This is a genomic window from Pseudomonas sp. TE24901 (genome assembly GCF_054058375.1).
In genome coordinates this window covers 635,201-648,160 of record NZ_JBSSAF010000001.1, presented here as the reverse complement: position 1 = coordinate 648,160, position 12,960 = coordinate 635,201, and the positions used below count along the sequence as shown (strand labels likewise).

The window sequence follows — 12,960 nt, the reverse complement described above, 5'->3', positions numbered from 1 at the left end:
ACCGGCCCTTCCAGGTGTTCCCTTGGGGAGAACGCGCCAAGCCACCCCTGGAAGACCATCATGCTGACCTGTTTCGAACCCCTTGAAGCCCTGTCCGCCTCGCAAGCCCCGTTGCAGGCCCTGTTCCAGCACGCGGCCGAACGGCCCAATGCCATTGCCCTGATTGCCGACGGTGACGTGTGGTCCTATCACCGCCTGGCCGGTGAGGTGGTGCGCCTGAGCAATGGGTTCAAGCGTGAGGGCGTCGAGCCGGGCGAACGGATCGTCATGCTGGTGCGCACTTCGCCGCTGTATGCGGTGTTCCTGTTTGCCGCGATGATGAGCGGCGCAATCATGGTGCCGCTCAAGACCGAATTCACCGCGCGGGAGCTGGAGGAGTTTCTGGGCTGGCTGCGGCCTCGGCTGTTTATCCACGAAGCGGATTTGCAACCCGTCATCGCCCAGATAGACGACGCGGCTATCGAACGCACGCGCACCTTCAGCAGCACGAACTGGCACGCGCTGCTGGGCGAAGGCAGTCCGCAAACGGCGGCAGTGCCCGTTGATATCGACTCAACCTGCTTGCTGTTGGCAACCTCCGGCACCACCGGCATGCCCAAGTTGGTGGCCTACAACCAGCGCGCGATTGCCCACGTGGTCGGCGCCTTGGGCGCGTGGCAGCTGGATCTGGATTCGTGCACCCTCGGCAGCACCCCGGTGGCCCATGTGTCTGGCTCGTTCGTGTTGCTGGCGACGATCATCAAGGGCTGCCAGGAAGTCATGTTCAGCCGCTTCGATGCCGACAAACTGCTCGACGCCATCGAGCAAGAGGGCGGCTCGATGCTGTTTGTCGCGCCGTTTATCTGCCCGCCGCTGGTGGACGCCCAGCGCAGGCGCCCACGGAATCTCAGCGCGTTGAAGGTCTGCGGGATTGGCGGCGACGCCTGCCGGCCGAGGGTGGCCGAGACCTTCCAGGACACCTTTGACCTGCGACTGAACAACACCTATGGCCTGACGGAATGCCTGGGCAGCATGGCCTTCGGTTCGGCCTGGGACACCCTCACCGCCGTGCCCGGGCGCGCCCGCCTGGTGGACGCCAACGGCGTGGCCGTGGCCCCGGGCGAGGTGGGCGAATTGCAGATGTGCGGCCCCAATCTGAGCCTCGGCTACTGGACCGGCCCCGGCGACATCATCAGCCACAGCCGTGATGGCTGGTTTTCATCCGGCGATTTGATGCAGCAAGAACCCAACGGCGAATTTCGTTTTGTGGGGCGCTGCAAAGACCAGATCGTCTGCTTCACCGACAAGATCTCCCCGGTGGAAGTGGAAAACCAACTGATCCTGCACCCGGCAATCGCCGACGCCGCCGTTGCCGGCGCGCCGGATTGCAACGCCGGGCAGCGCGTGGTGGTGCTGGTCAAGCTGGAACAGGATGCTGCCGACACCACGGCGGATGAGATTCTCGCCTGGCTGCGCACGCGTCTGGCGCCGTTCAAGTTGCCCCAGCGCATCGTGTTGAGCCAGACCATCCCGCGTAATGCGCTGGGCAAGGTGGACCGAAATGAGGTGGTGCGAATGGCCCAATCCAATTAACGACCTCTTGTCGAATCTGTGGGCTACTGCCGAGCGCACGGTCCGGCTTTAACCCTAGAATGCCCCCTGTGGATAACTCACCCAGGGACGCGCTCACCATGAATATCGAACTGCTAATTGCCGGCATCGTTGTGCTGATCATTGTCGTCGGCCTGGTGGGCTGGATGGTGGGGGTCTACAACGGCCTGGTGATGCGGCGTAACGATGTGGATAAAGCGTTCGCCAACATCGATGTGCTGCTCAAGCAGCGAGCCGATCAGATCCCGGACCTGATGCGTGTGGTGCAGACCGCCATGAATCACGAGCACGCGCTGTTCACCCGGCTCAGCGATGCGCGCCAGCAGTACCTGAATGCCAGCAGCCTCAACGACAAGGTCGATGCGTCCAACCAGTTGAATGCGGCGCTCAAGTCGGTGATTGCGGTGGCGGAGGGTTACCCGACGTTGATCTCCGGTCCCAACATGGTCGAGTTGCAGCAAGCCATCTCGGCCGTGGAGGAGCGCATTGCCGACCGCCGCGAGTTTTTCAATGAGTCGGTCAACCTCTACAACATCGCCATTGCCGTGTTCCCCGACCTGTTCTTTGCGCGGATGCTCAGCTATCAGCGCATCCCGCTGCTGGCCATCAGCGCTGAAGAAACCCGTTACGAAGGCGTGAAGCTTGAGGTGCCGGGGGCATGAAAACCACTCAGGCGGGCGTTGTGGTGAAAAAGCCGAAGTGGAAAACCGCGCTGGGCCTGGTGTTCCTCGCCGGTTTTATCGCCTTGATGGTGTTCGCGCCGAATATCCTGATCGCGCTGTTTTTTCCGATGCTCATCCTGATCGGCCTGCTGGTCAGCTTTGGCCCCAACTTCTACAAAACCGAACAGCGCCTGGCCACCAGCCAGATACGCTCGCTGGCCATGGGCCTGGTGGAGGTGCGCGGCAAGGTCATTGCGGACAAGACCCAGCTGTCGCCGGTCAATGGCAAACCGTGCGTGGGGTATGTATGGATTGTCGAAGAAGGCACCCAAGACAAAGACGGCGATTGGAGCTGGAGCCGAGTGTCTGGCGAGGCGCGCTGCAATGATTTCCGCCTGAAGGACGCCAGCGGTGAGGTGGCGGTGATTGCCGAGGGCATTGACCTGTTTGGCAATAAATCGCCTGACGAATACGCGTTGCTGGGCAGTTCCCGTCGCCAGGGCGAACTTCTGCTGGTGCAGGATCTGGACGTGATGCTGATCGGCGACGCCTGTGAGCGCGATGGCCATACAGTGATCGCACAGGGCAAAGAACCGAAAGCCGTGTTTGGTGTGGCGTTGACCGTCGATGTGGAAAACCGCCGCGTGCTGGCGCCGTTATGGCGCGCCGGTGGCTTCTATGGTGCGATAGTCGGGTTGCTCGGCGTCGGCGTGATGGCCCTGACCCCGGCCCATTTTGCGCAACTGCATTTACCGGGGCCCGACACTTATCCACAGATGGCCGGACAGGGTCCGGTGTATCAGTTGCTCGCCTGGCTGTACCGCGAAGGTGGTTTTCCGATTCCGTTCATGGCGGCGTTCGGCTTCATGCTGACGATTTTCATGGTGTTGATCTGGACCCGGTTGTTGCTGCCCAAAGGGATACGCCTGGCCGTGGGACGTGTACTCGGCGCGTGGGCAGGGTTGGGAGCGGTCATCGGCGGAGTGGTGGCCTTGCTGCTGTTTGTCGCCCATGTGGATGCGTTGAAGCAATTTTTGATCTGGATGCTGATCTTGCTCGGCACCCTGGCGTTCTCGCTGTTTGAGCAACGTAAGATGGGCGTGGCGTATCAACATTTTGCCAAACGCGTGAGCAAAGGCAGTTTCAGCGACGAAGACGCCTGATCAGGGCACAAACTCCACTTTCAGCCCCCGGTTGGTGCTGCGCCCCTGATCATCGGTGACCCGCAACCGATACTCCCCCGACTTGCCCGGCCGCCAGTTCAACAGAGCTTGCGGCGGGCCTTGGGCGATCAGGGTCTGGTCGGCGAACCAGTACAGCGTGGTGGCATCGCTGGCGGCGTTGGCGTTCAGCGGGATGCTTTCCTGGGGTTGGGACAGGCGTAACTGGTAGCTCACCTGGGTCAGTGGCGAGCGGATCTGCGGCGCTTCGCTCGTGTCACTGATGCGATTGGGCTGGCAGTTTTTCATCACGGTGGGTGGTGTGCGTCGAGGCAGGCCGGCTGCGCGGTACAGGCGTTGCACGTCGCTGGGCCAGAATTCGAAGACTTCTTCTCGGGTGTATTGCGCATCAAAGGGCGGGCACGCCGCCTTGCCGGTGCGGGTGTCGATCAGCACCGGGCGATGCAGGTTGGATACACGAATCGGCGACACACCGGGGATGTACCAGGTCTTGCGGGTTTGCGGGCACCAGCGGTTGGGCAGCTCGCCGGATGCGGCGCAGACGTCGATGCGCACCAGCCCCACGGGCGGCTTGTCGGGTTTGATCACCACGTTGGGCAACGCCAGGGGCAACGCGTCGGCGATGCGGAAGAACAACGGCGCGGCGGTCTTGGCCCCGATAAATGCCGGGTTCGGCCGGCCATCGAAGTTGCCCACCCACACCACCAGCACGTAAGGGCCGACCAGGCCGGCACTCCACGCATCGTGAAAACCCCAGGAGGTGCCGGTTTTCCAGGCGGTGCGCCAATGGCGGCTCGGCAACCCGTCGGGGCGTGGGTTGCGGCGCAACATGTCACGCACCATGAATGCCGCTTGGGGCGTGAGCAGTTGCGGGCCGGTGGATTGAGGTTGTTCCTGCAAATAGCGCAACGGGCGTAAATGCCCGTCGCCGGCCAGCATCACGTACAGACGGGCCAGCTCTTCCGGGGTCATCTCGCCGCCGCCGAGCGCCAGGGCCAGGCCGTAATGGCTTTCGTCGCGCAGGCCCTTGATGCCGGCGCGTTGCAACAGCCCGTACAGCGAAGGTGATTTCACCTGGCTGGCCAGCCACACGGCCGGGATATTGCGGCTGCGGATCAACGCATCCCGCGCCGTCAGTGGGCCGACAAAACTGCCGTCGAAATTTTCCGGTTGGAAGTAGCCGAAGTTACTCGGCAGGTCCTTGAGGATGCTCATGGGGTGAATCACCCCCTGATCCAGCGCCAGCCCGTACAGGAACGGCTTGAGCGTCGACCCGGGCGAGCGCCGCGACAGTACACCGTTGACCTGGCCGTGGATGCCTGTGGATAAGTAGTCCGCCGAGCCCACCAGTGCCTTGACGCTTTGGTCGCGGCTGTCGATCAGGATGGCTGTGGCGTTTTCCACACCGGTGCTGCGCCGCTCGGCGATAAAGCCTGTAATCAGGCGTTCCAGCAATTGCTGCAGTGGCAAGTTGAGCGTGCTGTTGAGTTCGTTGCCCGGCTGGGACGCCAGCAGTTGTTCACTCAGGTGCGGCGCCAGGAACGGGATCTGCTGACGGTTGCGCGCTTCCAGGGGCAAGTCCAGCAAGCTGTCGTTGCGCGGGTCCTGTGGATAAGTGGCGCGCCAGTCTGCCATCAAGCGCAGCCTGGCGTTTTGCAGCGATGGCCCGAAGCGCGCACGCCGTCCGGGTTGTTGGGGAATCACCGCCAGCGCGAGCGCCTCGGACAACGAAAGCTGCGCCGCCGACTTGCCAAAATAGATGCGGCTGGCGGCCTCGGCGCCTTCGATATTGCCGCCCATGGGCGCCAGGTTCAGGTAGGCCTCAAGGATGTCGTGCTTGCTGTAGCGCGCTTCCAGCCACAGCGCCAGGGCCATCTGCTGCAGCTTGCCCGGTACCTGGCGGGTGTTGAGGTCCCACAGGCGTCGTGCCAATTGCATGCTCAAGGTCGAGCCGCCCTGGCGCTGGCCACCGCTGTAAGTGGCCATGGCCGCCCGCAGCAATGCCGGAGGGTTGACCCCCGGGTGCCAGTAGAAATTACGGTCTTCCTTGAGCAACAAGGCTTCGACCAATGAAGGTGACATCCGCTCCAGAGGTAGCCACAAGCGGTATTGCCCGTCGTCCGCCAGTGTCATGCGCAGCAGTGAACCGTCGTCGGCCAGCACCACCCGTGATGAGGTCACGGCCTGCTCCAGCGGGGCATGCGGCCATAGCCGCAACCCCGCCAGCACCACCACCGCCGTACACAGCGGCGCCAGGCGTTTAAGGCTTGGTAATTTCAAGCTGGCCTACTTTGCCGCGCCCTTGCAGGGTGGTTTCGTACATGCCTTCGGCATAAGCCGGTGGCGTATTGAAGGTCCCGGCGTTGGTGGCGCGCACGCGATACACGAAAGTACCTACATCACGCAGCGCGGTGCCGTACAACACCACGCGGTCATCACGCACGTCGACGTAGTCCGGTTGCCAGTTGCTCAGCTCGGTTTCGCCGATCGGCGCTTGCCAGGCATCCGCCTCTTGGCTGTCTTCGCCGGTTTCCACGTACTCGGCATCGTCGCCTTCACTTTCCTCGGTGCTCGCGGCTTCCGGCTCCGGTGGCAGGTTATACACAGGCTCGACCCCGCCCGGCAGCAGGTCGACCACGGCCACTTGCTGCACTTGGTCGCGGTCGGTGGCCCGCAGGCGCAGGCGCACCAGGAACTCATCGCCGACGGCGACTTTGCTCACCGGGTCGCCCTTGAGGTCGAGGTATTCGTGGATGATTTCCAGGCCATTGGTGATCGACTTGAGCTTGGCACCCTTGTCGAAGCCGGCTTCGCTGAGCATGTAGAACGCGGCCGGGCCGTCGGTTTTCTCCATCACCAGTTTCTGCGTGGCGCTCGGCACGGCAGCGCGGGGTGGCTGGCCAGCCATTTCCAGCAATTGCTGTTGTTTGTCACTCAGCCACGCGGTGGCCTTGAGGGTCATGTCGCTTTGCGCACGTTGGCCGTAGTTGTCCAGGGCACGCAGCAACAGCGCAGCCGACAGCGAGTTGTAACGCTGTTCGTTGAGGCGTTTGCCGAGCTTGTCCAGCAGCGCCGTCGGCACGTCGTCGATCATCTCCGGGAAGTGACGTGCCAGCAGGTGCAGGTGTTCTGCGTCGTGCACCAACGGGTCGTAGTACAGACCGTCGCTGTCCCACTTATCCACAAGGGAGCGCCACGGGATTTTGCGGAACAGCGTATCGGCCTGGCGATCCTGCTTGAGCAGCTTGTAGCTGGCGGCCAGGTACGCGGCGCCCAAGTCGTTCTGCCAGGTGTCCTTGAAGTAGCTCTCGTAACGCTCGCGGATATCACTCAACGCACCGCTCACCAGAATCCCCTGACGACTCAGCAGGTAACTGGCGTAAGCGCGGTTGCGCAATTCCGACAGGCCTTCGCTCGGGCCATTGGCCAGGTCGGTCAGGTACGCATTGGAACGCACCAGCAGATCTTCTGGCACCGGCAGCCCACGTTCCTTGGCTTCGATCAGGAAGTCAGTCGCGTACAGGCTGGCGTAAGGCGCTACATCCGGGTTGGCCGCCCACAGACCGAAACCACCGGCGCCGTTCTGACGCTGGCGCAACATGCGCACCGCGCCTGTGAACGCCTGCTCGGCTTCCGGCGCGTTGCCGCCCCAGATCAGCGCCGGCATGGCCTTGGACACCAATTGCTCGGTGCAGGCATAGCCGTAGTCGTCCAGGTAATGCTTGAGGCCGTTGGCCCATACCAGCGGCGACGCGGCCACGCCCACTTGCACGTCGCGCAGTTGGCTGAACAGCTCGCGGGTGGGCTTGAGCTCTTTGCTGGCGCTGTCGAAACGGCCCAGGCTCAAGGCCACGCGGTGCTCGCTCAGTGGGCGGATCGAGGTGGTTTCCGCCACCTGGATTCGCTTGCCATCCGGCAGCACGGCGACAAAGCGCAGGTCCGCCGAACCCAGGGTTTCGCCGACCTTGATCTTGAATTCGGCCGTGCCTTCCTTGCGCGGTTGCAGCGACAGCGTGCTGCCCTTGTCGCCTTGCACGTTCAGGCCGTCGCTGGTCTGCAGTTCAAACTTCACATCCGCCGCGGCGTCGAGGTTGCTGAACACCCCGGCGCTTACGTTGAACACATCGCCCGGCGCCACGAAGGCTGGCACGTTCGGGGTGATCACGATCGGTCCGCGTACCTCGGTGTTGGCGTCGCTGACGCCGACGCTGTCGTTATCTACCGCCACTGCAAACAGGTGCAGCTTGCCGTTGAAGCTATCCGGCACCTGGTAGTGCAGCACGGTTTCACCGGCCGGCAGGTCCACCAAACCGGACCACCACGCCACAGGCGGCTGGTGTTTACGCTTGAACGGGTTGAGGTGGTTGGCCAGGGCGCCTTCTGTATCACCACCAGGCGCCGACCCACTGAGCAGTCGGCTGAATTCCGGCAGGATCAGGTCAAGGATCTGACTGGTGCCGACCTCCAACGCACGTTTCTGGAAGAAGAAGCCCAGCGGGTCCGGCGTCTGGTAGCGCGCCACTTGCAGGATGCCTTCGTCCACCGCGTACACCACGGCACGGCCCGGGCGGTCGGCGGTGACCTTGATGTCCAGGGCCTGCCCCGGTTCGATCTTCGCCGGGCCTTCGACCTTCAGCGCCATGCGCCGCGCATCCAGGTTGATGCTGAACGGCACCACGCCATAGGACAGCGGGCTCATGTACACCTCGGCCGAGCCCATGTCCCGCACAAACTGCACGTTGACGTAGGCATTGCCCTCAAGCCCCGCAGGCACGCGGATGTGCTGCACGCTGTTGGTGCTGTCAGCCTTGAACCACTGCTGGGTGTAGACCTTGTCGCGCTCGATGGTGATCAAGCCCGCGCCGGTGTACGGCGCGCGGATGCTGATGGCGATCTCATCACCGGTGGCATAGCTGCGTTTATCCAGGCGCAGTTGCAGTTCAGCGTTGCGCTCCAGGGAGCGCGAAGTGTTGCCGCGCCCGGCCACGCTGTAGTCGATCTGGTTAAGCAGGTTGCCGTTGGCGTCCTTGAGTTGCAGGGTGAAATCCCCCGGCGTACCGGTGTTCAGGGCCTGCTTGGCGCCGTCTTTGGTCATCACCAGCGGTGAGGCCGGTTGGCTGATGTTCTTGATGCGCGACTCGTATTTGTAGGTGCCGTTGGACTGCTTCACCAGCACCGACACGTAACGGTGCTCCACCACTTCAGTGGTCAGGCCGTCTACCGCTACCGGTGTAAGGTCTGGCGCGACCGCCAGCCATTGCACCTGGCGCGGCGCATCCTTGGCGACGTACGACAGCGAATCCTGGCTTTTCACACCGACCAGGTAAGGCGCGGACGACACCAGCAAGGCGTTTTGCGCCGCCACGTTACGACCGCCTTCGGCTTCGAACACCTGGGTCATCACCTGCAGGCGATAGGTGCTGTTGGCGAAGCGTTGCAGGTTGAGGTCGAGCGTGGCCTGGCCGTTGTCATCCACGGTGGTTTCGGCCAGGTCTTCGGTGCTGGCGTCCTCCAGGGCGTTGTTCAGGCGGAAGCGGTAATCCGGGTAGCGGTCGAACGCCGCGAGCGTTGGGCTCAGGGACATCTTGGCGGTGACACGCCGGCCGGATGCCGGGGCGCCGAACAGGTGCATGGCGGTGACCTTGGCCACCACCTGGTCCGGTGGAATCCAGCCCAGTACCGGCGTGTCGTGCAGGCTCAGGCTGACCTTCATGCGGTCCGGCTCGAAGTCACGCACCTTGAAGCTGACACTGCCCAGGTCGGTGCGGGTCTGCTTCTGGCCAATCAACTGCAAGGTCGCGGTGTATTCACCGGCCGGGGCGACTTCACTGCTGGGGAAATCAAAGGTTTCAAAGCCGCTGGCCGACAGTTTCAGGGGCTGGCGAATCACTTCCAGGCCCCGTGGGTCGGTGATTTGCAGCTCGACTGGCAGGCCTTGCAGGGCGCCTTTCCAGTTGCCGCTGCGCACGATCATGCCCAGGTGCGCGGTCTCGCCCGGCCGATACAGGCCACGGTCGGTGAACAGGTAGGCGCTGAGGCGATCAATCGCACCGTCCTCTTCCAGACCGCCTACGTCGAAGCGCGACAAATCCAACTGTTGGGACTGGCGGGCAATCGGCAGGAACGACTGGTCATTGCCCCGTGTGACCACATACATCAGCGGCGTTTTCTCACGGCGCAGTTCATCCAGCTTGGCGAAATGCGCGTGGCCTTCGGAGTCGGTGCGGCCGCTGCTCACGGGCAAGCCGTTGCGGCCAATGATGTCGACTTGGGCGTCAGACACCGGCGAACCGTTGCCGATCGATTGCACATACACGTCATGGCTGCCGTCACTGGAGCGCTTGGCGATGATGCCGAGGTCCGTCACCACGATGAAGCGCAGGTCGCTGGTGCTGCTGCGGTCGTACTCGAAGGTACGGGTGGCTGGGTCATCCTGAGGGCTGAGCTTGAGCACAAAAATGCCGCGCCGCCCGCCGTTGGCGGTGAGGTAATGGCTGAGGTCCACATTGTCGTAGACGGTTTTTGCCGGGTCGTTGGACGACAGGGGAATGTCCAGCGACTGACGCTCAACCATGCGGTCGAAGTATTCGTTGCCAAAGTTCGGCCGGGCAAAGCTGCCGCTGCTCTGGTCCACCAGGTGCTGCAACTGGTTGGGCAGCAGGCGGGCGATTTCCACGTGGGCGCCGGGCACGCCACGGGCCATGAAGCCCAGACGTTTTTCGCCGTTGAGGCTGAGCAACGCGCCGTCAGACAGGAACTGCAGGGTGCGTGGGTACGCCGGCATGCTGATCAGCGACGCCGTAGGGTTTTTCGCCAGGTAGCCGCCGATGGCTTCCAGGTTGGCAGGCACGCGCACGTAAATGGCGCGACCGGCCGGGGCCTTGAACTTGAAGGCGTGCAGGGTGTTCAGCGGTTCGACGCTGGGCACGTGGGTCAGGGTGACCTTGGTGCTGCGGGCCAGCAGGGCGTCGTCGATGTCGTTGCTGTTATAGGGGCGCGTGTCGTCCTGGGCTTTTTCCGGCAGCAGCCAGGCCTGCACCTTACCGGCAATGGTTTCGTCGGCGACGGCGCTGGAGCTGCTGAACATCAGCACCGGTTCCGGCTCACCACGTTCGTTGTCGACAAAACTCACTTCGGCGCCGGTGAAGGTCAGGCGATAGCGGCCGGGCACGGTGACTTCCGAGACCAGCGGCGCGGTGCTGGCGTTGCCGCCGTCACGGGCCTTGATGCCTTCATCGAGCTTGGCGCTCACCGGCGTGCTTTCCAGCGGCGTCGCCAGGGCGGCGGAGCGGACGTAGGCGTTGAGCCTGGTGTCGTCGAAGGTGACTTCCGGACGGTTGGGCAACTGGGCGTCGCGGTAGGCCAGGCCTTTGCCGAGGGTCACCGACACGCGTTTGCGCAGGTTGTCTTCATCCACCGGGTGGGAAAAATGGAAGGTCGCCACCAGTTGTTTCAGTGTCGGGTTGGACGGATCCTGGTACAGCTCGTTTTGCGCCAGGGTGGCGCGGAACGGTTGGGTGGAAAACTGGCTGCTGTACTGGCTGAGCAATACACCGTCGGCCAGCAGCTTTTTCTTGGCCAGGTCCAGGGTGTAATGGGCGTCTACCGGCCAGTCTTTTTCCGGCACGAATTGCAGGGTACGGTCATCGGACCAGCGCCAGGCGCCCGCCACGGGTGGTTTGAGGGTGATGCCTTCTGTGACCGGCTTGCCAATGGCGGCCAGCGGGGCCACGGATTCGGCAAAGCGCACCTGCAAGTTATCCACAACCGGTGGCTGCTGGGTGTAGTCGGTCAGGTTCGGCTTGTGCAGCGAGTAACCCACGGTGTGGGGCTGCGGCAGGTGGGAATACCACTGCCAGCCATAGAACCCGGCGCCGGCCAGCAACGCCAGGCCCAGCACACCAGCACCGGCTTGGCGCGGATAGGCGCGGGCCTTGTGGCCCAGGTTCGCCAGGCCCCGGCCGATAGCGCGCAGCCAGAACGGCGGATGCCATTCGCCGAAGACGGCCCCCACCACAGTCAGTAACGCACTGGTTATACGGCGGCTGATCGCTTTCAACGAATCGAACATGGTGAGCATCCCTGGCTAAGTGCGGCGTATCTTACACGCGTCTTTGATACAAAAGATGACGTGGATACGCCGGACCGCTCAGGCGTGTTGCACAAAGGTGAGGCGTACCGCAAAACCGATCAAAAGACTGCCGAACAACCATTGCTGCACCCGCTGCGCCGAACGATTGCGCGCCAGCCATCGGCCGATGCGCGCACCGGCCAGGGCGTAGCAGCAGTCGAAGGCGAAACCGACCGCCACCAGGATCACACCCAGCAACGCGAACTGCGCCGCCACCGGGCCGGCCTGCGGGTTGATGAACTGCGGCAGCAGCACCGAACAGAACAGCAGCGCCTTGGGGTTGAGCAGGTTGGTCAGCAGGCCGCGCTGGAAGGCTTCGCGCCAGGCGTGGGCCTGTGTGATGGCATGTGTCGGGTCGAGGCTGGGCAACATATTCGCGCGCAGGCATTGCACACCCAACCACAACAGGTAGGCCGCGCCGCCCAGGCGCACCACGTCAAACGTCCACGGTGCCACCTTGAACAGGGTCGCCAAGCCCATGCCGGCCAACGCCACGTGGCACGCCCGGGCAACCCCCAGGCCAATCGCCGTGGTCAGCGCCAAGGTCTTGCCCTGGCGGGCGCCGGTTTGCAGCAGCAGGATCATGTCCGGCCCCGGCAGCAGATACGCCACCGAAAGGGCCACCAAAAACAACCAGAGCTCCGCCATGTTTCACCCCCTTGAATGTTGGCAAATTCTAGGGCCGAAGGGCGGGGCAGGTGGTTGCGTAGTCAGCTGATAAATCGGCTAGTCTTGGCACTATCCACCACTAACAACTACAAAGACCATTCACTTATGCCAAATCTGAAACTCGATGCTTTTGACCGCAAGATACTCGAAGCCCTGCAACGGGATGGTCGCTTGAGCAACGTGCAACTGGCCGACGAGATTGGCCTGTCTGCATCACCTTGCCTGCGCCGCGTGCGCCTGCTCGAAGAAGCCGGGGTCATTCGCGGCTACCAGGCCACGCTGGATCGCGATGAAGTGGGCCTGGGCATGATGGTGTTTGTGGGCGTGAAGGTAGAGCGGCATAACGACACCGAGGCCAATGCCTTTCGTGAGGCGGTGACGGCACTGCCCGAGGTGATCTCGGCGTTCCTGGTGTCGGGGGAGTCGGACTTTCTGTTGCAGGTGGTGGTGCCGGATTTGCGCGGTTATGAACGGTTTGTCACCGGCAGCCTGTTGAAGCTGCCGGGGGTGAGGGATATCCGCAGCAACTTCGCGATCCAGACCGTAAAGACTCCGGGAGCGTTGCCGTTGGGCCATCTACCAACCTAACGGCCCACCACAAACCCATTGTGGGAGCGGGCTTGCTCGCGAAGGCGGCGTGTCAGCCGCTGAATTTGCCAGCTGACCCACCGCCTTCGCGAGCAAGCCCGCTCCCACAGTTTGATCTTCACTGTTCTTGAGGTTGGGG

General features: G+C 63.1%; 7 protein-coding genes. 4 read left to right on the top strand and 3 right to left on the bottom strand.

Going from position 1 to position 12,960, the window contains the following annotated elements:
* Positions 1-60: 60 nt before the first annotated feature.
* The 3 genes from ACVWVP_RS02950 to ACVWVP_RS02940 all read left to right on the top strand — a co-directional run bounded on the left by ACVWVP_RS02950 (position 61) and on the right by ACVWVP_RS02940 (position 3,415).
* Positions 61-1,572, top strand: coding sequence for a class I adenylate-forming enzyme family protein (locus tag ACVWVP_RS02950; RefSeq protein WP_457404449.1), 1,512 nt, complete (start codon positions 61-63; stop codon positions 1,570-1,572).
* A gap of 98 nt (positions 1,573-1,670) precedes the next feature.
* Positions 1,671-2,252, top strand: a complete 582-nt coding sequence (locus tag ACVWVP_RS02945) for a LemA family protein (RefSeq protein WP_457404448.1) — start codon at positions 1,671-1,673, stop codon at positions 2,250-2,252.
* Positions 2,249-3,415: a hypothetical protein gene (locus ACVWVP_RS02940; RefSeq protein WP_178920939.1), complete on the top strand. Its 1,167-nt coding sequence runs from the start codon at positions 2,249-2,251 to the stop codon at positions 3,413-3,415. Before ACVWVP_RS02945 ends, ACVWVP_RS02940 begins: the two co-directional genes overlap by 4 nt.
* Here ACVWVP_RS02940 and pbpC read toward each other — a convergent pair whose 3' ends face one another.
* The 3 genes from pbpC to ACVWVP_RS02925 form a co-directional block, all read right to left on the bottom strand.
* On the bottom strand, positions 3,416-5,713 hold the full coding sequence (gene pbpC, locus ACVWVP_RS02935) for a penicillin-binding protein 1C (protein WP_457404447.1): 2,298 nt from the start codon (positions 5,711-5,713) through the stop codon (positions 3,416-3,418). It lies immediately after the preceding gene.
* The gene (locus tag ACVWVP_RS02930; protein ID WP_457404446.1) at positions 5,694-11,504 is read right to left on the bottom strand and encodes an alpha-2-macroglobulin; all 5,811 of its coding nucleotides are present in this window, start codon (positions 11,502-11,504) and stop codon (positions 5,694-5,696) included. The genes pbpC and ACVWVP_RS02930 overlap by 20 nt, the downstream gene beginning before the upstream one ends.
* Positions 11,505-11,582: 78 nt before the next feature.
* Entirely contained in the window at positions 11,583-12,212 is a 630-nt protein-coding gene (locus ACVWVP_RS02925) for a LysE family translocator (protein ID WP_457404445.1), read from the bottom strand.
* A 135-nt stretch (positions 12,213-12,347) separates the two neighbouring features.
* Between ACVWVP_RS02925 and ACVWVP_RS02920 the strand changes: the two genes are divergently transcribed.
* The gene (locus tag ACVWVP_RS02920) at positions 12,348-12,821 is read left to right on the top strand and encodes an Lrp/AsnC family transcriptional regulator (protein ID WP_176994674.1); all 474 of its coding nucleotides are present in this window, start codon (positions 12,348-12,350) and stop codon (positions 12,819-12,821) included.
* Positions 12,822-12,960: the final 139 nt, after the last annotated feature.

Coding starts and splice junctions, on each gene's coding strand:
- ACVWVP_RS02950 (WP_457404449.1), top strand. CDS start 61: ATGCTGACCTGTTTCGAACCCCTTGAAGCCCTGTCCGCCTCGCAAGCC.
- ACVWVP_RS02925 (WP_457404445.1), bottom strand. CDS start 12,212: ATGGCGGAGCTCTGGTTGTTTTTGGTGGCCCTTTCGGTGGCGTATCTG.
- ACVWVP_RS02940 (WP_178920939.1), top strand. CDS start 2,249: ATGAAAACCACTCAGGCGGGCGTTGTGGTGAAAAAGCCGAAGTGGAAA.
- ACVWVP_RS02945 (WP_457404448.1), top strand. CDS start 1,671: ATGAATATCGAACTGCTAATTGCCGGCATCGTTGTGCTGATCATTGTC.
- ACVWVP_RS02930 (WP_457404446.1), bottom strand. CDS start 11,504: ATGTTCGATTCGTTGAAAGCGATCAGCCGCCGTATAACCAGTGCGTTA.